We start from the raw sequence: 24,311 nt of genomic DNA on the forward strand, positions 1-24,311 counted from the left end.
CTCGGCAGGGGCTCTACCGGTAGTGCCTCTGCCGAGCGTGGCTCGGCACTACGCTCCCTGCCTTTGGCCGCAGGCCAAGGGGAGGGCTGGGGAGGGGTGGCTTTTGGCTTTGGCTTTGGCTTTGGCTTGGAAAGCCTGTGCCGAGCATGGCTCGGCACTACAGTTGCTCACCTATATCCCGCTGCCTGCAGCTCGAACAACTCCGCATAGCGCCCGCCTTCGATCATCAGCTCTTCGTGGGTGCCGCTGGCTTCGATGCGACCGTCAGCCAGCACCAGGATGCGATCTGCCATGCGCACCGACGAGAAACGATGTGAGATCAGCACGGCAGTGCGGTTGTCCGACAGCTCCTTGAAGCGTTGGAATACCTCGAACTCGGCACGCGCATCCAGTGCGGCGGTCGGCTCGTCGAGGATCATCACCTGCGCATCGCGCATATAAGCACGGGCGATGGCGATCTTCTGCCACTGGCCGCCGGACAGGTCCACGCCGGTCTTGAAGCGGCGGCCAATCAGCTGGTCATAGCCCGCGGGCAGGGCGTCGATCACTTCATCGGCCAGTGCGCGTCGCGCTGCATTCTGGATCCGATCCTTGTCGTACATCGACTCGACCAAGCCTACGCCGATGTTCTCGCCAGCAGACAGGTGGTAGCGCACGAAGTCCTGGAAGATCACGCCCATGTTGGCGCGCAGGTCGTCCAGGTCGTAATCGCGCAGGTCGCGGCCATCGAGCAGGATGCGGCCTTCGTCCGGGTCGTACAGGCGCGCCAGCAGTTTGACCAAAGTGGTCTTGCCAGCGCCGTTCTCGCCAACCAGTGCAATCACTTCGCCAGCCTGCAGATGGAAGCTCAGATTGCGTACCGCCCAGCGCTCGGCATCGGGGTAGCGGAAGCCGACGTTGTCGAACACGAAGCCGTCGCGGATCGGCCGCGGTATGGCGATGGCATCCGGACGCGAGCGGATCTCCGGCTCGATGGCATAGAACGAGAACAGATCATCCAGATACAGCGCCTGCCCTGCGACCTGCGAGAAGCCGGTGAGCAGACCTTCCAGCAACTGGCGCAGGCGTAGGAAGCTGCCGGACAGGAAGGTCAGGTCGCCGATGCTGAAGTCGCCGCGGATGGTGCGCCAGGCGATATAGCCATAAGCAGCGTAATAGCCAAGCGTGCCAAGGGCAGCCAGCAGCGTTCCCCATATTGCACGTTTGCGGGCCAACGCACGGTTGGCTTTGTAGAAGCGCTCGGCCAGCAGCTTGTAGCGGTCGATCAGGAAACGGTTGAGGTTGAATATCTTCACCTCCTTGGCCGTTTCCACGCTGGCACCTACCTGACGCAGGTAATCGAGCTGGCGGCGCTCGGGGGTCCAGCTGAAGTTGAGCGAATAGCCCAGCGTGTTGAAGTGCGACTCGCCGATGAAGGCCGGGATCAAGGCAATCGCCAATAGCACGATCAGCCACGGTGCGTAGACGATCAGGCCGGCGGCAAAGCTGATGACGGTGATGGTGTCCTGCACCTGGCCGAACAGCTGACTCATCAGGCTCATGCGGCCCATGGTCTGGCGGCGGGCCCGGTCCAGCTTGTCCTGCAGGTCGGGGTCTTCGAAGTCTTCCAGGTCGAGTTCGGCGGCGTGCTCCATCAAACGCACACTGGTGGCGTTGGTGAACAGCTCGGAGAGCAGCGAATCGGCGTAGTTGATCAATCGGCCAAGCAGATCAGAGCCGATCGCGATGGCCAACTCCAGCAACAGCAGCTCAAGCAACGTGTTGAGGTGGCCACTGGAGAATGCTTCTGCCAGAGGTGGCATCGGACCGGCCCCGGCCAGACGCACGGCTTCATCGATGATCAGCTTGCCTACGTACAGCATCGCCACCGGCATCAGGGCGCGGATCAGTCGCAGGCCGAGGCTGGTGATGGTCAGCCAGCGGCTGGTCTGCCACACCTGCCGCAGGAACGGCGGCAGGTTGCGCATCGCATCCACGCGCTCGCGGAAGCTGGGTTTCTTGGCTGGAGCGGGCTCGGGGCGGGGCATGGGGGGACTCAAGCGGCGAGGTGCGGGTTCAGGTTACCCGCAAATGCACTGCCTTCGATGTATCAGTGGACTCAACCGTCTTTGTCGAGGTCGATATCGCCCATCTGCGCATCGTCGCGACCATCAGGGTTGTCACGGACAGCCTCGCCTGCGCTACCGAACGATCGCTTGCCGTTGTCGACATTGAGATGGCTGACCACGGTGCGCACGCCTTCGATGGCGGCGATGACCGATTCAACCTTGTGCTTGACCTCGGTGCTGGGAACGTCGCCGGACAAGGTCACCTGGCCATCCCTGACCTGGGCCAGTACCTGCGAGGTCTGCGCTTGCTGGCCAAGGGTGTGGACGACTTCATCGCCGATCAGGGTGTCGGAGCGTTCTGCGGCCATGGTTGGGTCCTCTGGATGTGGGACTTCCACCATGGCGGATCAAGTGTGAGTTTGTTGTTACTTGGGAGGCTTTGCTTCGCTCCCTCCCTTTGCCGAAGGCAAGGGGAGGGTCGGGGAGGGGTGCTTTGGCCTTTGGCTGTGGTTTTGGCTCGTGCTTCTGCTTGTGCCGTCATTCCCGCGAAGGCGGGAATCGCTCTTGCTCTGCTTTTGCCTTGGCAATGGGCAGGGACTGGCAGAAAAGTGCAACGGAAACGACAAATGCAGCGACAAATTCAAATGCAGGAGCGATTCCCGCCTTCGCGGGAATGACGGCCTAAAAGCGGGTAGCGAAAACCCCAAATGCACAAAGCCCAAACGCCCGCGCCTGGTATTTCAACTACGCGGCCCTTCCGGCGGCGGTGGCTCCGACGACTGCAGCGCTACCGGCAGATGCCAACCAAAATGCATCGCCATCATCCGCAAGCCAAAGCACAGCCCGGCACCAACCAGCGCACAAGGTAGCGGCGGCAATCCCAGCCAGTAACCCACCGCAACCACAGCAGCACCCGCCAACGCCGCAACCGCATACAACTCGGCCTGCAGCACCAATGGGACCTGCGCCAGCAGCACATCACGGGCAATGCCGCCGCCAATGCCGGTCAACATGCCCAAGGCAGCCGCCATCGGCGGATCGATGCCATACGCCAATGCCTTCTGCGTACCGGCTACGGCAAACAGCGCCAGCCCCATCGCATCGAACATCCGCACCGGGTACTGCATGCGCTCGATCAGCGGCGCCCAGAAGAAAGTGACGACGCCAGCGGCCAAGGTGATGGCTGGATAGCGCCAGTCGCTGATCGCCGCAACCGGGGTGGCGCCGATCAGCAGGTCGCGGGTGATGCCGCCGGCCAGCGCCGCCGCGAACGACAGCACCAGCACGCCGAAGATATCCAGCCGCCGACGTACCCCCATCGTCGCTCCGGACAGGGCGAAGACGAAGGTGCCGATAAGGTCGAGGATCAGTACAAGGGTTCCCATGCGCCGTATTGTGCGGTGTGTCGCGGGCTGCGGCCATCAGTCCGGTCTGGATTGATGGCCTTGGGTTCCTCTATCGATCAGGGTAGCGGCGGCAGCAGGCTGGCGCCGAGTCGGTTCCAGGCATTGATCACCGCCACGGCCATGCTCAGGTCGCTGATGCCCTTGTCATCGAAATGCGGCCTCAACGCGTCGAAAGCAGCCTGCGAGGGCGCGCCGTCCGGCAGCCGGGTCATGGCCTCGGCCCAGCCCAAGGCAGCGCGCTCGCGCTCATCGAAGAAGCGGCTCTCGTGCCAGGCTGGCAGGGTGTCGAGCTTGCGCGGCTCGATGCCGGCCTTGCGCAGGGCGGTGCCGTGCATGTCCATGCAATAGCCGCAGCCATTGATCTGCGATACGCGCAGGAACACCAGTTCCTGCAGCTCCTGTTCGATCGAGCTGTCGTGCACGGCCTTGCTGGTGGCCAGCAACCCCTTGAAGGCGTCGGCGGCCAGGCGAGCATAGGGGACGCGGGGGAAAGTAGTAGCAGACATGGGTTTCTCCAGACGGCCACCACGGCCGTCATTCATTACAAGGACGCGCCAGCGACGTCGGTCGTGACAAGCGCGGGCAACTTTTCCGGATTGAGCACGCTGTACAGCGCAGCGATGCGTCCATCCACCACTTCGATGGTGGTGAATGAGGCTAGCTTGCCCGCAGCAAAGCGCAGAATCGCCAGCTCGCCGTTGACGTAGCCAAGCTGCGCGGGCAGGGTGCCACCGCGTCGGGCGATGGCCCAGTACAGGCGGCCGATGCGCTCGGCGCCGAGCAGGGGACGAACAGTTGCGGTAACCAGTCCGCCGCCGTCCGAGACCGCAGTGGCATTCGCATGCAGCAGGGCCTGGATGGCGCTGCTGTCGCCGCGTTGCGCCGCCTCCATGAAGCGCTGCAGCAGCTGCCGGTGCTGTGCCGGTGCAGGCTGGAAGCGCGGCGCGCCAGCCTGCAGGCGCTGTTTGGCGCGGCGTACCAGTTGCCGGCAATTGGCCTCGCTGTGGCCGATCAAGCTGCCGATCTGGCGGTAATCGTGGTCGAAGGCTTCCTTTAGCACGAAGGCGGCGCGTTCGTCGGGGCTCAGCTGTTCGAGCAAGGTCAGGAAGGCGAAGGAGACTTCGTTGGCGACGGCATGGATCTGCGCTGGGTCCGCTTCGGTGTCCGAGGCCAGTTCGACCTGCAAAGGTTCCGGCAGCCATGGGCCCACGTAACGCTGGCGCTCGCGCTTGGCTGCACGCAGGCGGTCCAGGCTGAGCCGGGTGGTGGCGGTGACCAGCCAGGCCTCGGCGTCGCGGATGTCGGCGGTGTCACTGCCAGCCCAGCGTAGCCAGGCGTCCTGCAGCACGTCCTCGGCGTCCGCGCGACTGCCCAGCATGCGGTAGGCCAGTGCCAGCAGACGCGGGCGGTGGGTCTGGAAAGTGGTTTCGGCGTTCATACGGGGAGGACGGTGCAGGGCGGGCTGGCGTGACAGCGCCACTTTGCCTGAACAAGAGCCGGCCGTTGTAGGAGCGGCGTCAGCCGCGAAGCTGAAGAACTGTCGGTCCGCCGGCTTCGCGGCTGACACCGCTCCTACAACCAAGGGCGGGCAGCACTGCGCGGCGTCAAGGCGTAAAATGGTGGGCTGAACCCCCGCCAGCCTTCAGCAAGCGAGCAAGCCCGTGACATCGATCAAGCAGGAAGACCTCATCCAGTCCGTCGCCGACGCACTGCAGTACATCTCGTACTACCACCCGGTCGACTACATCAAGAACCTCTCCGCCGCCTATGAGCGCGAAGAGTCGCCGGCGGCCAAAGAGGCCATCGCGCAGATCCTGATCAACTCGCGCATGTGCGCCGAAGGCCACCGCCCGATCTGCCAGGACACGGGTATCGTTACCGTGTTCCTGGAAATCGGTATGAACGTGCGCTGGGACGACGCCACCATGGGTGTCGAGGACATGGCCAATGAGGGCATCCGCCGCGCCTACGCCTATCCGGACAACAAGCTGCGCGCCTCGGTGCTGGCTGACCCGGCTGGCAAGCGCACCAATACCAAGGACAACACCCCGGGTGTGGTCAACGTAAAGGTCGTGCCGGGCAATACAGTCGACGTGATCGTCGCCGCCAAGGGTGGCGGTTCGGAAGCCAAGAGCAAGTTCGCCATGCTCAATCCGTCTGATTCGATCGTTGATTGGGTGCTCAAGACCGTGCCGACCATGGGCGCTGGCTGGTGCCCGCCGGGCATGCTCGGTATCGGTATTGGCGGCACCGCCGAGAAGGCGATGCTGCTGGCCAAGGAGTCGCTGATGGAGCCGATCGACATCACCGATCTGCAGGCCCGTGGCGCCTCCAACCGTGCCGAAGAGCTGCGTCTTGAACTGTACGAGAAGGTCAACGCGCTCGGCATCGGTGCGCAGGGCCTGGGCGGCCTGACCACGGTGCTCGACATCAAGGTCAAGGATTTCCCGACCCACGCCGCCAACTTGCCGGTAGCGATGATCCCGAACTGCGCCGCTACCCGCCACGCGCATTTCACCCTGGACGGCAGCGGCCCGGTGATGCTGGACCCGCCGTCGCTGGAAGACTGGCCGCAGCTGACCTACGACGCATCCAAGGGCACCCGCGTCGACCTGGACAACATCACCCCGGAAGAAGTGGCTGCGTGGAAGCCGGGCCAGACCCTGCTGCTCAACGGCAATCTGCTGACCGGCCGCGACGCCGCGCACAAGCGCATGGTTGAGATGCTCAACAAGGGTGAGCAGCTGCCGGTGGACCTGAAGGGCCGCTTCATCTATTACGTCGGCCCGGTCGATCCGGTGCGTGACGAAGTGGTGGGCCCGGCCGGCCCGACCACCGCGACCCGCATGGACAAGTTCACCCGCCAGATCCTGGAGCAGACCGGCCTGTTGGGTATGGTCGGCAAGGCCGAACGCGGTCCTGCGGCGATCGAGGCGATCCGTGACAACAAGTCGGCTTACCTGATGGCGGTTGGTGGCTCGGCCTACCTGGTGTCCAAGGCGATCAAGGCTTCCAAGGTGGTTGGCTTCGCTGACCTGGGTATGGAAGCCATCTACGAGTTCACCGTGCAGGACATGCCGGTGACTGTGGCGGTCGACTCCACCGGCGAATCGGTTCACAAGACTGGTCCCCGCGAATGGCAGGCACGCATCGGCAAGATTCCGGTGATCGTCGAGTAATCGGCACCTGTCACTGGTGATGCAGCGACGGCCCGGGCTATGCTCGGGCCGTCGTCGTTTGCAGGGATGGTTCGATGCGCGAATTTCAATGGATGTGTGCTTGTGTGGTGTTATTGCTTGCCGCTTGCGCGAGCGATGGCGGAGGTTGGGGTAATGCGCCACGCAATGACCCAGCAGCCTGCGTGAACTATTGCCAGAATGCCTATCAGCGCTGCAACGCCAACCCGAGCGGCTATGGCGATTGCGGTGAAGCAAACCGCAGCAACCAGTGCGAAAAGATCACCAATCCTGAGTTGCGTGGCGCCTGCCAGACCTCGCAGGCGTTCTGCCAGAACCGCTCTGCTGCCTCGGTGTGTGGTGAACGCTTGAATAGCTGCATGAACAGCTGTAACTGAACCAGCCGATAGCTGCAGAGAGCCTGTAGTGCCGAGCCATGCTCGGCAGAGGCTTTCCCGGGACGGCATCAAATCATCAGCTTCGCGGCTTGCGCCGCTCCCACAAAACATGGCGGCGCGGCATTTGCCCCCTCCCTTTGCCGTGGGCAAGGGGAGGGTTGGGGAGGGGTGCTTTGGTTTCTTTCTGTTGCTGTTGCTGCGGCGGTGGGTTGATCAGCTTCGCGGCTCACGCCGCTCCTACAGGCGTGGTGCATGGCTTGGTTAGAATGCACTCTTCTCCAGCCGGGAACTCAGCGCATGTCAGTTGTTCTGTATGGATCGCAAAGTACTGCTTCGTTGGTTGTGCATTGGTTGTTGATCGAGCTCGGCATCGAGCATGAATTGCGCCAGCTCGACTTTGAGCGCGGTGAGCAGAAGTCAGCGGAGTTCCTTGCGATCAATCCGGCCGGCCGAGTCCCTGCGTTGATCATCGATGGCCAGGTGCTGACCGAGTCTGCTGCCATCGCCATGCAGTTGGCCGATCTGCATCCGCACGCGGGCTTGGCGCCTGCGCTTGGTACGGCCGCGCGTGGCGACTATTACCGTTGGATGTGCTTCTGCGTGTACACCTTGATGCCGGCCTATCGCGCCTGGTTCTATCCACAGGAGCCTGCGGGTGAGCTGCATGCAGACGAAGTGAAGCAGCGGGCCCGGCTGCAGTTGGAGGCGGCCTGGCAGCAGATGGCCGATCACCTGGGTGCGCATGGCCCCTACGTTCTGGGCGATCAGCTGAGCGTCGTCGATTTCACGTTGACGATGTTGATGCGCTGGAGTCGCAACATGCCGCGTCCCACCGACAGCTGGCCGGTGCTGGCTGCGCATGCGGCGCGGATGAAGGCTCGGCCGGCGTTTGCCGAGGTTTATCGGCGCGAGGGGATCAACGATTGGTTGTGAGTGCGGTGACGCGAAGCTTCAGGCGACTGTGGCTTCGCGGCTTACGCCGCTCCTGCAAGAGCTGGGGCGGATCGCTCAGTCGACGTGATCCTCGAACTTGCGACCGCCCTGGAACGGCATCAGGTGTTGCTTGATGATGCCGTTCGGTACGGTTTCCAGCTTCATCACGCCGTACTCCTGCGGCCATTGGGCTTGATCGCGCGGTAGCTTGAAGGTGCCCATCAACATGTCCACCAGCGGCAGGTGGATGGCGTAATTGACGTCCACATACTCCTGCTGTCGGGCGTGGTGCCAGTGGTGGTAGCGCGGTAGTACCAGCAGATATTCCAGCCAGCCAAAGCGGATGCCGAGATTGGCGTGTGCCAGCACCGCCTGCAGGCCGACCAGGATCACGTAGGCGTTAACCGCCGAGGTGGAGAAGCCGAGGATCAGCAGCGGCAGCAGCACGGCGCTGCGGGTCAGTACGATCTCGACAAAATGCACCCGCGAGCCGGCCAGCCAATCCATGTGCCGGCTGGAGTGGTGCACGGCGTGGAAGCGCCAGAGCCAGGGAATGTTGTGATAGGCGCGGTGCAACAGGGCCTGGGCCATGTCGGCGACAAAGACCGCGATCAGGAACTGTGCCCACACCGGCAATGACTGGATCGCTGCCTTCAAGGAGGGAAAGGCAGCCAGCCCGGCGATGGTCGAGGTGGAAGCGGTGACCAGGATCAGGATGAACTGCACCAGCACGTGGCTCATGAAGAAATACGCCACGTCGGTGCGCCAGCCGGGACGTAACGGCGAAAGCTCGCGTTTGCCGAGATAGCGCTCCAGCGGCACGAACACCAGTGCCGAGAAAAACAGCGACAGTACGAACCAATCCAGCCCCAGCGAGTAAGGGGTCTTGCCGATGGCATCGAACTGCACGTTGGTGCCGCCCAGCAGTACCGCCACGGTTGCCGTGCCCACGCCCAGGGTGGCGATACGCTTGTTGCGATCGCGCAGGATCGCAACCGTGCCCATGATGAAAGCCGCGGCCAAACCCACCAGCAGCAGGTGGCGGGCAAACTGCTCGTTGTAGACCGCTCGGAACTCGCGGCTGGTCAGCAGTTCGGGGAAATGGAAGCAGGCGACCGCCAGCAGGCTCAATACGCCGAGTAGCGCGGAGCTGTAGGCGAAGAATGAGCGGCGGGTGCGGGCCATTGCGGACTTCCTGTCTTTGATCGGGCGATTCTGCCTGTGTCTGCTGAACGGGGGAAGTAGTACAGACGCCCTGGCCGCCCTGTTTCACGCTGGCTGTGCAGGTATGCCGGTAGCTTGATCTGCATCAGGCACGGGCACGCCACGTGCTTGTACGCTGGCCTTTCCGGGAATGATCTGGGGTGGATGGATGAGCGGATTGACGGTTCCGGTGAGCGCGGCTGATCACATCCAGGGCAATCTGGACGCTGCGGTCGTATTGGTTGAGTACGCGGACTACCAGTGCCCGTATTGCGGCGAGGCGTTCTCCTTGGTCAAGCGCCTGCAGCAGCGCTTTGGCGATGGGCTATGCCTGGTGTTCCGCAACTTCCCGTTGGTGCAGGCGCACCCACAGGCCTTGCCTGCGGCGATCACCGCCGAGTACGCCGGCGCCCATGGCAAATTCTGGGAGGCGCATGACGCCTTGTTCCGCAGCCAGCAGCAGCTGGGTGAGGTGGTCTACCGTGAGTTGATGCGTGAGTTGGGCTTGCCGGAAGAAGGCTTGGCTGCAGCAATGGATGACAACAACAATCTGCTGCACATCCAGCGTGATATCGAAAGTGGCATGCGCAGCGGCGTCACCGGTACGCCGGCTTTCTTCATCAATGGCGAACTGTTCCAGCCCAGGGAGAGCTTCGAAGAGCTCTACGACGCTATCGTCCAAGCCAGCGCCAGGCGCAACTGAGGCTGGCTGGCGCAGCCGAAAGCGGCGCCAGAGCAGCTGCTGCGGACAATGTTCAGCCGATCAGGCTGAGCACGGTCTCTGGCGGGCGGCACAAGGCCGTGCCCTTGGCGGTACGCACGATAGGGCGATTGATCAGCGTCGGGTGCTGGCTCATTGCATCGATCAATGCGGTCTCGTCATCGAGCTTGGCGGCCAATCCCAGCTCGGCGTAGGCCGCTTCCTTGCTGCGCAGCAGGTCGCGGGCCGGCATGCGCATGGCGTCCAACAGCGTGCGCAGCTGTGCGGCCGAAGGAGGGCTGTCGAGGTAGTTGATCACCTCGACGTCGACACCGGCCTCCTGCAACAGCGCCAGCGCGCCGCGTGAGTTGGAGCAGCGGTTGTTGTGCCAGATGGTCGCTTTCATTGCTTAGAACCACTCCAGCAGCGACACGCCCAGGCCGATGTACGTCGCCCGGTGGTTGTAGTCGATCATGCTCTCGCCGTAGCCATCAAACACCTGCACATGGCCGCGCAGCAGCTTGTTGATCGGGAAGCCGTAATCCACCTGCAACGAGCCATGCGCGCGGTCGCCGCTGCGCAGTGAGTGGCGGCCGGTGATGGCCAGCTCGTGCCCGTTGCGGTTGTAGACCAGGGTGGCGTCGCCACGGCCCATGTAGTCCTCGATATCCGGGTTGTTGTCGTCGCGGCGACCTTCCGGGATGCGGTACCAGGGACGCAGCATGATGGCCCAGTTCTCACGGTCCAGGCCGACGTTCATCACCACCCGGTTCCAGCTGCGCGAGAGTGGATCACTGCGGCCGTTGGATTGGTGGTTGAGGCTGATGCCGGTCATGCGCCCGTTCCAGCCGAACAGCGAGTAGCCGTTGCGGAAGGTCAGCATCACTTCCGGTTCGTAGTTGGTCTCGCGGAACGGGCGCGACAGCTCACTGTTATAGGCCTGCCAGCGCGAGCTTTGGGTGTAACCGACCCAGATGTCACCGTTGTCGCCAAACAGGTTCTCGGTGACCTTGGTCTTGAAGCTGAGCTGGAACTTCAGCTCGGTACTTTCAAGTTCTTCGGCCTGGGTGACGGTGTTGTTGGGATTGGGCGAGTGCGGCATCTCGTTGGGCTTGCTGCTCCAGAAAGCAGGCAGCAGATATACCGGCTTGTAGGCGCGCAGCTGGAACATTCCCAGCTTGGAGTCCTTGGCCAGCTCCCATCGGCTGTCCAGCAAGGAGCCACGGCCGGCATTGGCGGCCGCCGAATCCAGTTCGTCATGCGCGAACAGCTCATTGCGGCGCGGCAGCGGCTCGTCCAGCTCCTTGGCGGTGGCCTTGGCCTCCTTGCGCGCCTGCAGGGCGGCGGCTGCCGCGGCATCGGCGGCACGAGTATCGGTGGCGGTGCGGCCTAGCGCGCTGTCGTAGCAGGCCAGGCGGGTTGCATCGGTCTCAAGCGCGAAGCAGGCCTGCGGTGAGGCGGGCGTCGGCATCGATTCCTGCGCAAGAGCCGAAGCGCTGGTGCCGCTCAGGATGAGCAGCAGGGCATGGGGAAGAGCTTGTTTTCGCATGGGTTCCATCCGGTCGCGGTGGGGTGGCCGGGCCGGGGCAATCGGGGGAAATTGCACGCCGGCAGCATTGGTAAGTTGGGGATTGTCGATGATTCCCGGGTCGAGATGGTGTTACGACGGCCCTCAGAAGAACCAGGCAATGGCGAACACGCCGACCATGGCGACCGCCAGGCCCAGCTTGAGTGCGACCCCAAGGACGATGCCCAGCCAGGTGCCGAGGCCAACCTTGGTGGCTTGGCCGAGCTGGCGGCCATGCAGGTATTCGCCGCCCAGCGCGCCCAGGAACGGGCCCACAAACAGGCCGATGGGCATGAAGAACAGGCCAACTACCGTACCTATCGCCGAGCCGATCAGGGCCTGCTTGCTGGCGCCGACCTTCTTGGCACCGGCGATGGTGCAGAGCACATCCACGATGATCGAGATGACGGTCAATACGCCCAATACGACCAGTGGTAGCCAGCCCACCCGGTCGAATCCATCGCCCCAGGCCGCCAGCAGCAGGCCGACGAAGACCAACGGCACCCCCGGCAGCGCGGGCAGGATGATGCCGGCTATGCCGACCAGAACCAACAAGGCGCCAACCAGATAGAAGATGAATGAATAGTCCATGGTTACTCTGAGGGGGGTCGTATAGGGGTTGACTTTAATGCATGTGCCGGTGTTGCAATTTATTTAGCCCCGAGTTAAGTTGCAGCCGCTGAGCTTGGCAAGGTCACCGTGAATCGTGGCCTGATGGGTAGATCCAAGGATTTGCTGCATCGTTGCACCTCGCTTCCTCCTTGCAACCAGCCGCCTCACCGGGCGTAACCATCAAACGAAAGAGCTACAGGGAGTAAGTCGAGATGTCTGATCGCGAAACCGGTACCGTCAAGTGGTTCAACGACGCCAAGGGCTTCGGCTTCATCAGCCGCGAAAATGGTGAGGACGTGTTCGTGCACTTCCGCGCCATCCAGACCGATGGCTTCAAAAGCCTGAAGGAAGGCCAGAAGGTCACCTTCACCGTTGTGCAGGGCCAGAAAGGCCTGCAGGCTGACGCTGTACAGCCGGCCTGATCCGGCGGCAGTGCAGCCAAAAGAAAGGCCCGCGCATGCGGGCCTTTCTTCGTCAGCGCTAACGGTAGCGGCTCAGCGGATCACCACGCGGCCGTTGACCACGCGCACATAGGTGTTCTCGCGGATCCCGCCCAGGTCCTTCTGGTTGACCACGATCACGCGGCCATCGTCCATGCGCACCTGGATGTCATACGAGTTGCCGGTGACGTTCTGCTGGATCTTGTTGCCGGCCATGGCGCCACCAACGGCACCAGCGACGGCGGCGATGTTCTGGTTGCCCTTGCTGCCGCCGGTCTTGTCGGAAATCTCGTGGCCGGCCACGGCGCCGACGATGCCGCCCAGGATGGCGCCGGTAGCGCTGGGAGCGGTACGGCCGGAGGCGACGGTATCGATGCGGGTGACGATGCCGCAGTCGGTGCAACGGTTCTGGTTGTAGCCGTTGTTGTTGCCGTAGTTGCCACCATTGTTGTAGCCGCCGTTGTTGTAGCCACCACCGTAACCGGGGGAGGTGGCGCAACCGGCCAGCGCCAGACTGGCAATTGCGCCTGCAGCGATCAGTTGGATCTTCATGGTGTTTCTCCTTGCCAGATTGAAAGTGGGTACAGCTGTGTGACCCGCGGCGAAGATCCTGCGGTTTTGCATGTGAATGGAGGGCCAATCACGTGTTGAAACGCAGTTTGCTTACTTGAAATCCTGATGACATGACTTGCAGTCGCTGCCGATTTTTTGCACTGCAGCAGCCAGTGCCGCGCAGTCTGCAGCTGGCTTGGCCAGTGCATCGTTCAAGGTGGCGCGGTAGCGGCTGGCGTGTTGCTGGAATCGCTCATCATCGCGCAGGCCGGGGAAGGCGGTCTCCAGATCGTTGGCCAGTGCGCGCAGGGTCTGCAGGCGCGGCGTGCTGTCGATGACGCTGCAGCGATTCTGCTTCTGGCTCTCGCCCAGCAGCTGGGCTTGTTTGGCCATCACCGTCATCAGGCTGTCCGGGAAGTGATCCTGGCGGGCCTGGATGGCACGCATGCCCATCACGGTGGCGATCACCCCGATCAGCAGGCCGGCGAGCAGGACGAACAGGTAGCGCGAGGCTTTGGACGGGGGGCGGGCGGGTGCAGGGTCGGACATTGCGTTGGCTCCAGGCTACGTGGCAAAGGGGTTCGACTGCCGGCCATTATGCAGCGGCATGAGCGAAGCCCGTGTCATGGTGCGGTTGGCCAACTCACCGCAGGACCGGAGCAGACCGTAAAATGCGCGGATGAAAGAAGAACTGCGTGAGCGCTTTGCCGGTATCGACCGGCTGTACGGAGCTGGAACCATCACCCACCTGAGCGGCTGCAAGGTCGCCGTGGTAGGCATGGGCGGGGTTGGATCGTGGATCGTGGAGGCGCTGGTGCGCTCGGCGGTCGGCCATTTGAGCCTGATCGATGCCGATGATATCTGTGTCTCCAACACCAATCGCCAGCTGCCGGCGATGGCCGGGCAGTATGGGCGCAACAAGGCGTTGGCGATGGCCGAGCGTTGCCGCGCGATCAACCCGGATGTCCAGGTCGAGGCGGTGGAGTCGTTCCTGACCCCGGCCAATATGGCCGAGCTGCTGGATCGCGGCTTTGACCTGGTGATCGATGCCTGCGACAGCTTCCGGGTTAAGGTGGAAACCATCGCCTGGTGCCGCCGCCGCAAGCTGCCGATGATCACCATCGGCGCGGCTGGCGGACGTACCGATCCGACCCTGGTGCGGGTGCGCGACGTGTCGCGGACCGAGCACGACGCAATGATGGCGCTGATCCGCAAGAAGCTGCGCAGCGAATTCAACTTCCCCAAGAGCGCAAAGCGCTACTTCGGCGTGCCGGCGGTGTATTCGCTGGAGAACGTGAAGTACCCGCAGGCCGATGGCAGCGTCTGTGGCATCCGTCCGAACCTGGGCCCGGATGAAGCCTTGAAGCTGGATTGCGGCGGTGGCCTGGGGGCGGCGACCCACATCACCGGCGCGTTTGCGTTCGTGGCGGTGGGCAAGGCGCTGGAGATGCTGTTGAAGAACCGCGGGTAAAGACAGGCGGGCGGCTGTGGTTTGTGGGAGCGGCGTCAGCCGCGAAACTGGCATTGCTGAAAATGCCAGGGTGTTCGTGATCTGACTGACCTGTGGCTGCGCGGCTGACGCCGCTCCCACAATCGGACCTATAACCCAAACAGCCGCTTCGCATTGGCTGTGGTCTGCGCGGCGATATCCGCCGCCGGTTGCTGGCGCAGCTCAGCGACGGTATCCATGATCTGCCGTAGCCGCGCCGGCTCATTGCGCTGGCCGCGGATACCTGCATCCGGCTGATCCGGAGCATCGGTTTCCAATAACAGATACTCCAGCGGCATCTGCGTCACCAGGCCGCGTAGCCGGTTGGCGCGCGGGTAGGTGATGGGGCCGCCCAGACCGATCATGAAGCCTAGGTCCCATAGCTGTCTTGCCTGCTCCGGGCTGCCGGAAAAGCTATGCACCACGCCGCTGAGTTTGCCGACACGACGAATGCGCAGGATCACTTCATCCAGGGCTCGGCGTGCATGCACGATCAGTGGCAGCTGGGCGTCCCGTGCCAGTTCCAGTTGGCCCTGGAAATACAGGCGCTGTGCTTCCGGATCGAGATCGTCGACGAAGAAGTCCAGCCCGCATTCACCAATGGCACAGGGTGACTCGCGCTCCACCCAGTCACGCAGCTGCTGCAGGTGTTCGGGACGGTGCTCCGGCAGGAACATCGGGTGCAGGCCGTAGGCCGGATGCAGGCCTGCATCCGAAGCGCAGACCTCACGCAGCTTGGGCCAGCTGGCCGCAGTCACCGCCGGCACGATCTGCATGCCCACGCCGGCAGCGCTGGCGCGGGCGATCACCGCCTCGCGGTCGATGTCGAATTCAGCTGCATCCAGATGGCAGTGGCTGTCTACCAGCAGCACGGCTCAGCGCTTGCCCCGCAGTATCGGGGGCTCGGCCGGGTCCTTGCGTCGCTTCCAGTTGGCGAGCAGCAAAGTGCTCAGGCCAAACAGGATTTCATCGACAAACGGGATCGGGTCGGGCAGCAGCATGCTGATGACGAACAGCGCACCGGTCAGTTTGAACAGGGTGGGGTAGCGCAGCTTGCGTGCCCATTCCAGAAACGGCGACAACATCATGCTCGACATGGCGTATCCAGATGAGGAGGGGTTCAGACTGCCCTGTCGGATCAGGGCCAGCAGGCTGAATATTGCGACGAGTTAAGTGATTTCGATAGGGTGACGACAGAAATACTGGCCTCTGTTCAGCTTGTCCATGCTGGAATCCCCTCATCACAAACGCGGCCAGCCGCACGGAGACAGATCATGAAGAGCACAACCACGACCGTTTTGGTTGCCGCCGGCGCGTTGCTGGTAGGTGGCATCGCCACCGCCGCCTTCATGCAGGGCCGCGACAAGGCCAGCACCGCACCTCTGGTCGAGGGCGCACGCCCGGTGCTGGATACCTCGCCGCTGGCAGACGACGCCGCGCTTACCGGCAAGGTGGACAACCCGGCTGAGCCGCAGCTGCAATATGCAGACGTGCTCAAGGTGGCCCCGGTGACGCAGAAGGAACGCGTTTACGGCACGGTCACTGGTAGCGACCCGATCCGCGAAAGCTCCACCACCAGTACCCCGCATGAAGTCTGTGAGGACGTAGTGGTGCAGGAGCGCCTGCCGGAGCGTGATGGCAATGTCGGCGGCACCGTTGCCGGTGCGGTCATTGGCGGTCTGCTGGGCAACCAGGTCGGCGGCGGTAACGGCAAGAAGGCAGCCACCGCTGCTGGTGCGGTGGCCGGTGGCATGATTGGCAACCAGGTTGATAAGCGTCACGTTGGTGGTCGTGTGGTCAATCGCACCGAGCGCCAGTGCCACACCGAACAGCGCACCGCCGAGTCCAGCCGCATCACCGGCTACAACGTCAGCTACCGCAAGCCGGATGGCAGCACCGGCACGATGCGCATGGACAGCCGACCGGGCGAGCGTGTGTCGCTGGGCAATGCCAACCAGACCGTTGGCTACGACGTGACCTACCGTTACGAAGGTGCGGAGAAGACCGTGCGCATGCAGGACCGTCCCGCCAGCGATCGCCTGCCGGTCATCAATGGCCAGTTGGTGACGCAGACCGCAGCTATGGCGCCGGCGGACAGCCGCCAGTAAACATCGCAAGCCGAAAACCTCCTCACCTCAGCTGTTGAGCCCCCCAAAAACCCACCCCCCACCTCTGGAAGCGTTTTTTTTATTGTTTTGTGGGCGCGGGTAAAGCCGCGAAGCCAGCACACGATCGGGTGGCGCGAAAACTTCTTCTGGGAGCGAACAGTGTCAGCTTCGCGGCTTACGCCGCTCCCACAAACGGGCGCCAGCAAGGCAGCTTCCGTTTGACCAGTTGGGGTGGCCGGCGCAAGCTCGGCGTCCTTGCATACCGCACACAGGAACCGCGATGAGTGTCTTCGACCTGCGACTGGAAACCGAACGCCTGCTGTTGCGGCCACCAGCTGCCGAGGACTTCGATGCCTTCGCTGCGTTCTGCGCCGATTCGCAGACGATGCAGCATCTTGGCGGTGTGCAGCCGCCATCGGTCGCGTGGCGCAGTCTGGCGGCGCTGACCGGCAGTTGGCAGCTGCTCGGCTACTCCATGTTCTCGGTGATTGAAAAAAGTAGCGGACGCTGGATCGGTCGGGTCGGACCTTGGCAGCCGCATGGCTGGCCGGGCACGGAAGTGGGCTGGGGCATCACCTCCGAGTTCTGGGGCCGTGGTTACGCGCCGGAGGCGGCACGGGCCAGTGTCGATTGGGCCTTCGATACGCTGGGTTGGCAGGAAGTAATCCATACCATCGTGCCGGCCAACACCAGTTCGGTGGCGGTAGCGCAGAAGCTGGGTGCGACTTTGCTGCGACAGGCGCGCTTGCCCGCACCGGCCGATATCGAGGTGGATGTGTGGGGTCAATCCCGGCACGCGTGGATGGCGCAGCGCTGAGAATATTTTGCTGCGGTCGCAGCTTTACCGAAGCACCCGTGATCCGGTCAGATGGACGCTGTCGTCTGCCAGTCGGTAGCGGGGAGCGGATCAGTGAGTGTTTCGGGTGCTGGGTTGCGAGTGTATGGCATGTCCTCGTCGGGCAACTGCCACAAGGTTCGGTTGCTGCTGGAGCAGCTTGGCACGCGCTACGACTGGGTCGAGGTGAACAGCGCCGAAGGCCAGACCCACACCCCGGAATTCCTTGCGCTCAATCCGAACGGAAAAGTGCCGTTGGTGCAACGCTCCGATGGTCGTGTACTGACCGAATCCAATGCGATCCTGTTCTGGCTGGCCGAAGGCACCCCGTTCCTGCCGAGCGATGGCTGGCAGCGGGCGCAGGCCTTGTCGTGGATGTTTTTCGAGCAGTACAGCCACGAGCCCTATATCGCCGTCGCGCGCTTCATCAGCATCTGGACGCCGGTCGATTCGCCGCGTCGCGATGACCTGCCGCGTCTGCGCGAGCGGGGGCATGCTGCGCTGGCCGTGATGGAGCGTCACCTGCAGGGCAATCCGTGGTTTACCGGCCCCGACTACGGCGTGGCCGATATCGCCCTGTTTGCCTACACCGCCGTGGCTGAAGACGGCGGCATTGGCCTGTCGTCGTATCCGGCGATCCAGCGCTGGCTGCAGGCCGTACAGACCCAGCCTGGCTTCATGCCGATACTGGCGGGCTGAACAATCTCACTTGATGCTTGATTCCGTCGTCTCACTTGTTTGCTGTGGAGCCTGTCTGCATGTTTGCTCGTGTACCGAATCCCATCCCGGCCCGCATGAAGGGTCTGAACCGCGCTGAGATCTGCGACACCAACTTCATTGAATTCGTCAGCGCGCTGGCGCCTGGTCCGCAACAAGGGCCGCAACCGGCCGCACCCATACTGCCAGGTAGCACGCTGGAGGCGCAGAGCTTCCGCGAGCTGTTCGAATCGCAGTTGATCAGCCGCCATCTTGACCTGATGGCGCGCGTGCTGCGCGTGCAGAACAAGGTCTTCTACACGATTGGCTCGTCCGGCCATGAAGGCAACGCGATGGTGGCGCGCGCCGCCCGGCATACCGATCCGGCCTTCCTGCACTACCGCTCCGGTGGCTTCATGGCCGAGCGCTTCCGCAAGCTGCCCGGCATGGACCCGGTGATGGATTCGGCGTTGTCGTTCGCGGCCAGCAAGGACGATCCGGCCAGTGGCGGGCGCCATAAAGTGTGGGGAAGCAAACCGTTGTGGGTGCTGCCGCAGACCTCGACGATTGCTTCACACCTGCCCAAGGCGCTGGGCACGGCGATGGCGATTGAAGCCGGCAAGCGGCTGGGTCATGGGCTGCCGATTCCCGATGACAGCATCACCATCTGCTCGTTCGGCGATGCCTCGGCCAATCACGCCACCGCCCAGACCGCGTTCAATGCAGCCGCCTGGAGCAGCTTCCAGAAGCTGCCGGCGCCGGTGTTGTTCGTCTGCGAAGACAATGGCATCGGCATCTCGGTGAAGACGCCTGAAGGCTGGATAGCCGAGAGCTTTCGGCATCGGCCGGGGCTGGATTACTTCCATGCCGACGGTCTGGATCTGGTCAACGGTTACGCCGACGTGCAGCGCGCAGTTGAGCATTGCCGGCGCACGCGGCGGCCGACCTTCCTGCATCTGCGCACCACGCGCCTGATGGGCCACGCCGGCACCGACTTCGAGATTGAATGGCGCGCATTGGAAGAGTTGTGTGCGGTCGAAGCGGGCGATCCGTTGCTGCGCTCGGCACAGGTTGCAGTGGAGTCCGGGCTGATGGACAAGGCCGAAGTGCTGGCCTTGTACGAGCAGACCCGCCAGCGCTGCTTTGCCGCCGCCGAAGATGCCGACAAGCGTCCGCGCCTGACCGATCTGCAGGATGTGATCGGGCCGCTGGCGCCGTATACGCCGGACAAGGTGCAGGCAGAGGCCGCACGCGCGGATTACAGCGAGCGGCGCCTGCAGGTATTCGGCAGCGAAGCTGGCTTGCCGGAAAACCAGCCGGGCAAGCATCTGGCAGTGCAGATCAACCAGGCACTGCATGACCTCTTCGCCAAGTACCCGGAAACCCTGTTGTTTGGTGAGGACGTGGCGCAGAAGGGTGGCGTCTACACCGTCACCAAGGGCCTGCAGAAGGCATTCGGCCCGCGCCGGGTGTTCAATACCCTGCTCGATGAAACCATGATCCTGGGCATGGCCCAGGGTTTCGCCAATATGGGTATGTTGCCGCTGCCTGAGATCCAGTACCTGGCCTATCTGCACAACGCCGCCGATCAGGTGCGCGGTGAGGCCTGCTCACTGCAGTTCTTCTCCAATGACCAGTACCGCAATCCGATGCTGATCCGCATTGCCGGGTTGGGCTATCAGAAGGGCTTTGGTGGCCATTTCCATAACGACAACTCGATCACCGCCATCCGCGATATTCCCGGGCTGGTGGTGGGTTGCCCATCGCGTGGCGATGATGCCGCGGCGATGCTGCGCACGCTTGCTGCCCTGGCAAAGGTCGATGGGCGGGTCTGCGTGTTCCTGGAGCCGATCGCGCTGTACATGACCAAGGACCTGCATGTCGCTGGCGATGGCCAATGGTTGTTCCCGTATCCGGCGCCGGACCAGGCGCTGACGTTGGGCGAGGGCAGGGTGTATGGCGAAGGCAATGATGACCTGCTGATCATCAGCTACGGCAATGGCGTACCAATGGCACTGCGCGCTGCCAGGACCATCGAGCAGCAGCATGGCTGGAAGGTACGGGTGGTGGATCTGCGTTGGTTGGTACCGCTCAATGCCGACTATATCGCCGGGCAGGCCAAGGGCGCGAAGCGGATCATCGTGCTGGACGAAGGTCGGCAGAGTGCTGGCGTGGGCGAGGGCGTGATTACTGCCCTGGTCGAAGCCGGTCATGGTCAGGTGCCGCTGCGCAGGGTGACCGGTGTGGATACCTATACGCCGCTGGCTGGTGCGGCCTTGCTGGTGCTGCCGGGTGATGCGGATGTGGTGGCGGCAGCGGCGGAGTTGGTGTGATCAGCTGGCGCTGCATAGTGGGAGCGGCATTTGTTTGCAGGAGCGGCGTGAGCCGCGAAGCTGGCAATGCTGAAATCACCTACGCGCTTGCGACCTGACTGATCTGTGGCTTCGCGGCTGACGCCGCTCCTACAGCTGCGCCCCCTCCCTTTGGCGCAGCCAAGGGGAGGTTGGGGAGGGGTTGGCTTTTGATGCCTGCAAGTACTGCCAGCTTCGCGGCTTACGCCGCTCCCACAAAAAGCGAAAACCACCGCCACCTCACAGACAAACAAAACCCCGCCAAGGCGGGGTTTTGTTTTCATGCATCAACCGCTGGATCAGCTATTGGCTTTCAGCTTGGCCAGACGCAGCCAGGTGTCGACCACGGTGTCCGGGTTCAGCGACACCGACTCGATGCCTTCCTGCATCAGCCATTCGGCCAGATCCGGGTGATCGGACGGGCCCTGGCCGCAGATGCCGACGTACTTGCCCTTGGCGCGTGCGCTCTTGATCGCCATCGACAGCAACTTCTTGACCGCAGGATTACGCTCGTCGAACAGGTGCGCGACGATCGACGAATCGCGGTCCAGGCCCAGGGTCAGCTGGGTCAGGTCGTTGGAGCCGATCGAGAAGCCGTCGAAGATCTCCAGGAACTCGTCGGCCAACAGTGCGTTGGACGGTACTTCGCACATCATGATGATCTTCAGGCCGTTCTCGCCCTGCTTCAGGCCATTGGCGGCGAGCACTTCCACCACCTTGCGGCCTTCTTCCAGGGTGCGAACGAACGGGATCATCACCCACAGGTTCTCCAGGCCCATCTCATTGCGCACGCGCAACACGGCCTGGCATTCCAGTGCGAAGGCCTTGGAGAAGCTCGGGTCGACGTAACGGCTGGCACCGCGGAAGCCGATCATCGGGTTCTCTTCGTGCGGCTCGTAGTTGCTGCCGCCGATCAGGTTGGCGTACTCGTTGGACTTGAAGTCCGACAGGCGCACGATCACCGGGTTCGGTGCGACCGAAGCGGTCAGGGTGGCGATGCCTTCAGCCAGTCGGTCCACATAGAAGCTCACCGGATCCTTGTAGCCGGCAATCTTCTCGTCGATCTTCTTTTTGGTGGCAGCGTCCTGGCGGTCGTAGTCCAGCAGCGCATTCGGGTGGATGCCGATGTGGCTGGCGATGATCATTTCCAGGCGGGCCAGGCCGATGCCAGCGTTCGGCAGCTGGCCGAAGTCGAAGGCACGTTCCGGGTTGGCCACGTTCATCATGATCTTCAGCGGTGCCGGCGGCATGTTGCCCAGATCGGTGGTGGTGCGGTCAAAGGCCAGCTTGCCAGCGTAGATGAAGCCGGTATCGCCTTCGGCGCAGCTGACGGTCACTTCCTGGCCGTCCTCGATCAGCTGGGTCGCATTGCCCGAGCCGACCACGGCCGGCACGCCCAGCTCACGCGCGATGATCGCGGCGTGGCAGGTGCGGCCACCACGGTTGGTGACGATGGCTGACGCACGCTTCATCACCGGTTCCCAGTCGGGGTCGGTCATGTCGGCGATCAGCACGTCGCCCGGCTGTACGCGGGCCATGTCGTCCAGCGACTTGACCACACGGGCCACGCCAGCGCCGATCTTGGCGCCAACGGCGCGGCCTTCGGCAATGACTTCACCCTTTTCCTGCAGCGCGTAGCGCTCGATCTGGGTGGCCTTGGCGCGCGACTTCACGGTTTCCGGGCGCGCCTGGACGATGAACAGCTTGCCGCTGACGCCGTCCTTGGCCCACTCGATATCCATCGGGCGGCCGTAATGCTTTTCGATGACCAGCGCCTGCTTGGACAGTTCCTGCACGTCCTCATCGCTGATCGAGAAGGTATTGCGCACCTCGACCGGGGTGTCTTCAATTTTGACGCGCTCGCCCGGGACGTCCGAATAGACCATGCGGATCGCCTTGGAACCCAGCGAGCGGCGCAGGATCGCCGGCTTGCCGGCATGCAGGCTGGGCTTGTAGACGTAGAACTCGTCCGGATTGACCGCGCCCTGCACGACCATTTCGCCCAGGCCGACCGAAGAGGTGACGAACACCACGTCGCGGAAGCCGGACTCGGTGTCCAGGGTGAACAGCACGCCGGAGGAGCCGACGCCCGAGCGGACCATCAGCTGCACGCCCGCGGACAGGAACACGTCCTCGTGCTTGAAGCCGTGGTGGACGCGGTAGGCGATGGCGCGGTCGTTGTACAGCGAGGCGAACACTTCCTTGACCTTGTGCACGACGTCGTCGGCACCGGTCACGTTGAGGAAGGTTTCCTGCTGGCCGGCGAACGAGGCGTCCGGCAGATCTTCGGCGGTTGCCGAGGAGCGCACGGCCACGGCGATGTCACCGCCGCCGTTTTCGGCGCTCAGCTTTTCGTAGGCGGCGCGGATGTCCTGGTCCAGCTGCGGCTGCAGCGGCGCATCGATCACCCAGTTGCGGATTTCCTTGCCGGCAACGGTCAGGGCAGCGACATCTTCCACGTCCAGCGTGGCCAGCTTGTCGAAAATGCGCTTGGACAGGTCGTTATGGGCGATGAAGTCCTTGAACGCTTCGGACGTGGTTGCGTAACCACCGGGGACGGACACCCCCAGACCGGCTAGATTGCCGATCATCTCCCCAAGCGAGGAGTTTTTGCCACCTACGCGGGCCAAATCGGCCAAGCGCAGCTCATGCAACCACAGGATATTCTCGTTCAAGCGCGATGCTCCGTTGAGGCCATCGCCCGTGGCGGGCTTGGGATGGCCACGTCCGTAGGAAGAAGCCAATATGATGCAGTGCACACCGAAGCCGCACAAGCTTGTGACAATACTTTGTCTTGTGCTTGTCTTTTTCGGGACAGGCTAGGCCATCTCGCTTGACCCGTGGTCAGGTTCACACTCTGAAGGGAGCTTTCATGACGGCAATCCGGCCGGTTTTCTATGTTTCTGACGGCACCGGCATCACCGCCGAGACCGTTGGGCACAGTCTCTTGACTCAGTTCAATGGCTTCAGTTTCGTCACCGATCGCATGTCGTTCGTCGACGATGCTGACAAGGCGCTTGAGGCGGCGGCGCGTATCAGGGCCGCCGGGGAGCGCTACCAGGTGCGTCCGATCGTGATCAGCTCCTGTGTCGATTCCAGCCTCGGCCTGATCCTGGAAGAGAGCGGAGCCCTGGTCCTGGATGTCTTTGCCCCATTCATCGGGCCGTTGGAACAGGAGCTGAGCGCGGCCAGGCATTCCAAGGTGGGGCAGGCGCATGGCATGGTGGATTTCGATACCTACCATCGCCGCATCAACGCGATGAATTTTGCGCTGAGCCACGACGATGGCATCGCAGTGAATTACGACGAGGCCGATGTGGTGCTGGTCGCGGTGTCGCGCGCGGGCAAGACCCCGACTTGCATCTATCTGGCGCTGCATTACGGCATTCGTGCGGCCAACTACCCTTTGACCGAGGAAGACCTGGAGCAGGATCGCCTGCCGCCACGCCTGCGTCCGTACCGTAACAAGCTGTTCGGGCTGACCATCGACCCCGAGCGCCTGCAGCAGATCCGCCAGGAGCGCCGCCCCAACTCGCGCTATGCCAGCTTCGAGACCTGCAAGCGGGAAGTCACCGCCGCCGAGACCATGTTCCGCATGGAACGCATCCCGACCTTGAGTACTACCCACACTTCCATCGAAGAGATCTCCAGCAAGGTGCTGAGTACCCTGAGCCTGCAGCGCGAGATGTTCTGAGCCAAGGATCGCCGGTAGTGCCGAGCCATGCTCGGCAGGGGCATTACAGGCAAACCCATGTAGTGCCGAGCATGGCTCGGCAGCGGCGTGACCGGTAGAGCCT

The 24,311-nt window shown here is 63.1% G+C and carries 24 protein-coding genes and 2 pseudogenes; 11 read left to right on the forward strand and 15 right to left on the reverse strand.

The window, feature by feature from the left end; translation table 11 throughout:
• Positions 1–167: 167 nt before the first annotated feature.
• The 5 genes from ACVOK8_RS16095 to ACVOK8_RS16115 form a co-directional block, all read right to left on the reverse strand.
• Positions 168–2,027, reverse strand: coding sequence for an ABC transporter ATP-binding protein (locus tag ACVOK8_RS16095; RefSeq protein WP_481567706.1), 1,860 nt, complete (start codon positions 2,025–2,027; stop codon positions 168–170).
• Positions 2,028–2,098: 71 nt separating this feature from the next.
• Complete coding sequence (locus ACVOK8_RS16100) at positions 2,099–2,416, reverse strand: BON domain-containing protein (RefSeq protein WP_481567707.1); 318 nt, start codon at positions 2,414–2,416, stop codon at positions 2,099–2,101.
• A 372-nt stretch (positions 2,417–2,788) separates the two neighbouring features.
• Positions 2,789–3,433 (reverse strand): trimeric intracellular cation channel family protein, encoded by a 645-nt coding sequence (locus tag ACVOK8_RS16105; RefSeq protein ID WP_481546866.1) that lies wholly within the window; start codon positions 3,431–3,433, stop codon positions 2,789–2,791.
• Between the two features lie 77 nt (positions 3,434–3,510).
• A complete protein-coding gene (locus tag ACVOK8_RS16110) occupies positions 3,511–3,960 on the reverse strand; it encodes a carboxymuconolactone decarboxylase family protein (protein ID WP_481567708.1) in 450 nt (149 codons plus the stop codon).
• A gap of 35 nt (positions 3,961–3,995) precedes the next feature.
• A complete protein-coding gene (locus ACVOK8_RS16115; RefSeq protein WP_481567709.1) occupies positions 3,996–4,892 on the reverse strand; it encodes an RNA polymerase sigma-70 factor in 897 nt (298 codons plus the stop codon).
• 223 nt (positions 4,893–5,115) lie between these two features.
• Here ACVOK8_RS16115 and ACVOK8_RS16120 point away from each other — a divergent pair, with 223 nt between their 5' ends.
• The 3 genes from ACVOK8_RS16120 to ACVOK8_RS16130 all read left to right on the forward strand — a co-directional run bounded on the left by ACVOK8_RS16120 (position 5,116) and on the right by ACVOK8_RS16130 (position 7,961).
• A complete protein-coding gene (locus ACVOK8_RS16120; protein WP_481567710.1) occupies positions 5,116–6,633 on the forward strand; it encodes a fumarate hydratase in 1,518 nt (505 codons plus the stop codon).
• A 182-nt stretch (positions 6,634–6,815) separates the two neighbouring features.
• A complete protein-coding gene (locus tag ACVOK8_RS16125; RefSeq protein WP_481567711.1) occupies positions 6,816–7,028 on the forward strand; it encodes a hypothetical protein in 213 nt (70 codons plus the stop codon).
• Positions 7,029–7,325: 297 nt separating this feature from the next.
• Positions 7,326–7,961, forward strand: a complete 636-nt coding sequence (locus ACVOK8_RS16130) for a glutathione S-transferase family protein (protein ID WP_481567712.1) — start codon at positions 7,326–7,328, stop codon at positions 7,959–7,961.
• A 75-nt stretch (positions 7,962–8,036) separates the two neighbouring features.
• On the opposite strand, the gene ACVOK8_RS16135 is transcribed toward ACVOK8_RS16130, so the two are convergent.
• Complete coding sequence (locus ACVOK8_RS16135; protein WP_481567713.1) at positions 8,037–9,146, reverse strand: sterol desaturase family protein; 1,110 nt, start codon at positions 9,144–9,146, stop codon at positions 8,037–8,039.
• Between the two features lie 187 nt (positions 9,147–9,333).
• On the opposite strand from ACVOK8_RS16135, the gene ACVOK8_RS16140 reads away from it, so the two are divergent.
• Positions 9,334–9,867 carry a DsbA family protein gene (locus ACVOK8_RS16140; RefSeq protein WP_481567714.1) on the forward strand — a complete coding sequence of 178 codons (534 nt, stop codon included), beginning with the start codon at positions 9,334–9,336 and terminating at the stop codon, positions 9,865–9,867.
• Between the two features lie 52 nt (positions 9,868–9,919).
• Here the strand turns inward: ACVOK8_RS16140 and arsC are convergent, their stop codons facing one another.
• From arsC to ACVOK8_RS16160, 4 genes and pseudogenes are all read right to left on the reverse strand, one after another.
• The gene (gene arsC, locus ACVOK8_RS16145; RefSeq protein ID WP_481567715.1) at positions 9,920–10,270 is read right to left on the reverse strand and encodes an arsenate reductase (glutaredoxin); all 351 of its coding nucleotides are present in this window, start codon (positions 10,268–10,270) and stop codon (positions 9,920–9,922) included.
• Positions 10,271–10,273: 3 nt separating this feature from the next.
• A pseudogene (locus ACVOK8_RS16150) lies at positions 10,274–11,107 on the reverse strand (phospholipase A); the annotation flags it as partial.
• 72 nt (positions 11,108–11,179) lie between these two features.
• A pseudogene (locus ACVOK8_RS16155) lies at positions 11,180–11,413 on the reverse strand (phospholipase A); the annotation flags it as partial.
• Positions 11,414–11,536: 123 nt separating this feature from the next.
• Positions 11,537–12,022, reverse strand: a complete 486-nt coding sequence (locus ACVOK8_RS16160; protein WP_481567716.1) for a DUF456 domain-containing protein — start codon at positions 12,020–12,022, stop codon at positions 11,537–11,539.
• Between the two features lie 233 nt (positions 12,023–12,255).
• Between ACVOK8_RS16160 and ACVOK8_RS16165 the strand changes: the two genes are divergently transcribed.
• Positions 12,256–12,465, forward strand: coding sequence for a cold-shock protein (locus ACVOK8_RS16165; RefSeq protein WP_282271583.1), 210 nt, complete (start codon positions 12,256–12,258; stop codon positions 12,463–12,465).
• Between the two features lie 72 nt (positions 12,466–12,537).
• Here the strand turns inward: ACVOK8_RS16165 and ACVOK8_RS16170 are convergent, their stop codons facing one another.
• A complete protein-coding gene (locus ACVOK8_RS16170) occupies positions 12,538–13,035 on the reverse strand; it encodes a glycine zipper 2TM domain-containing protein (protein WP_313170090.1) in 498 nt (165 codons plus the stop codon).
• Positions 13,036–13,146: 111 nt separating this feature from the next.
• Positions 13,147–13,584 (reverse strand): cytochrome c, encoded by a 438-nt coding sequence (locus ACVOK8_RS16175; RefSeq protein WP_481567717.1) that lies wholly within the window; start codon positions 13,582–13,584, stop codon positions 13,147–13,149.
• A 130-nt stretch (positions 13,585–13,714) separates the two neighbouring features.
• Between ACVOK8_RS16175 and ACVOK8_RS16180 the strand changes: the two genes are divergently transcribed.
• The gene (locus ACVOK8_RS16180) at positions 13,715–14,506 is read left to right on the forward strand and encodes a tRNA threonylcarbamoyladenosine dehydratase (protein ID WP_481567718.1); all 792 of its coding nucleotides are present in this window, start codon (positions 13,715–13,717) and stop codon (positions 14,504–14,506) included.
• A gap of 128 nt (positions 14,507–14,634) precedes the next feature.
• Here ACVOK8_RS16180 and ACVOK8_RS16185 read toward each other — a convergent pair whose 3' ends face one another.
• Together ACVOK8_RS16185 and ACVOK8_RS16190 are read right to left on the reverse strand one after the other, a co-directional pair.
• Positions 14,635–15,396, reverse strand: a complete 762-nt coding sequence (locus tag ACVOK8_RS16185) for a TatD family hydrolase (RefSeq protein WP_481567719.1) — start codon at positions 15,394–15,396, stop codon at positions 14,635–14,637.
• Between the two features lie 3 nt (positions 15,397–15,399).
• Positions 15,400–15,621: a DUF6116 family protein gene (locus ACVOK8_RS16190; RefSeq protein WP_481567720.1), complete on the reverse strand. Its 222-nt coding sequence runs from the start codon at positions 15,619–15,621 to the stop codon at positions 15,400–15,402.
• A gap of 177 nt (positions 15,622–15,798) precedes the next feature.
• On the opposite strand from ACVOK8_RS16190, the gene ACVOK8_RS16195 reads away from it, so the two are divergent.
• The 4 genes from ACVOK8_RS16195 (at position 15,799) to ACVOK8_RS16210 (ending at position 20,496) form a co-directional block, all read left to right on the forward strand.
• On the forward strand, positions 15,799–16,632 hold the full coding sequence (locus tag ACVOK8_RS16195) for a glycine zipper 2TM domain-containing protein (protein WP_481567721.1): 834 nt from the start codon (positions 15,799–15,801) through the stop codon (positions 16,630–16,632).
• Positions 16,633–16,912: 280 nt separating this feature from the next.
• The gene (locus tag ACVOK8_RS16200) at positions 16,913–17,449 is read left to right on the forward strand and encodes a GNAT family N-acetyltransferase (protein WP_481567722.1); all 537 of its coding nucleotides are present in this window, start codon (positions 16,913–16,915) and stop codon (positions 17,447–17,449) included.
• A 114-nt stretch (positions 17,450–17,563) separates the two neighbouring features.
• Positions 17,564–18,166 (forward strand): glutathione S-transferase family protein, encoded by a 603-nt coding sequence (locus ACVOK8_RS16205; RefSeq protein WP_481567725.1) that lies wholly within the window; start codon positions 17,564–17,566, stop codon positions 18,164–18,166.
• Between the two features lie 59 nt (positions 18,167–18,225).
• Positions 18,226–20,496: a thiamine pyrophosphate-dependent enzyme gene (locus ACVOK8_RS16210; protein ID WP_481567723.1), complete on the forward strand. Its 2,271-nt coding sequence runs from the start codon at positions 18,226–18,228 to the stop codon at positions 20,494–20,496.
• Between the two features lie 317 nt (positions 20,497–20,813).
• Here ACVOK8_RS16210 and ppsA read toward each other — a convergent pair whose 3' ends face one another.
• A complete protein-coding gene (ppsA, locus tag ACVOK8_RS16215) occupies positions 20,814–23,189 on the reverse strand; it encodes a phosphoenolpyruvate synthase (protein ID WP_481567724.1) in 2,376 nt (791 codons plus the stop codon).
• Positions 23,190–23,386: 197 nt separating this feature from the next.
• Here ppsA and ppsR point away from each other — a divergent pair, with 197 nt between their 5' ends.
• Positions 23,387–24,208 carry a posphoenolpyruvate synthetase regulatory kinase/phosphorylase PpsR gene (ppsR, locus tag ACVOK8_RS16220; RefSeq protein ID WP_282272415.1) on the forward strand — a complete coding sequence of 274 codons (822 nt, stop codon included), beginning with the start codon at positions 23,387–23,389 and terminating at the stop codon, positions 24,206–24,208.
• The last annotated feature ends 103 nt before the right edge of the window (positions 24,209–24,311 follow it).

The organism is Stenotrophomonas sp. STEN083 (genome assembly GCF_056759195.1).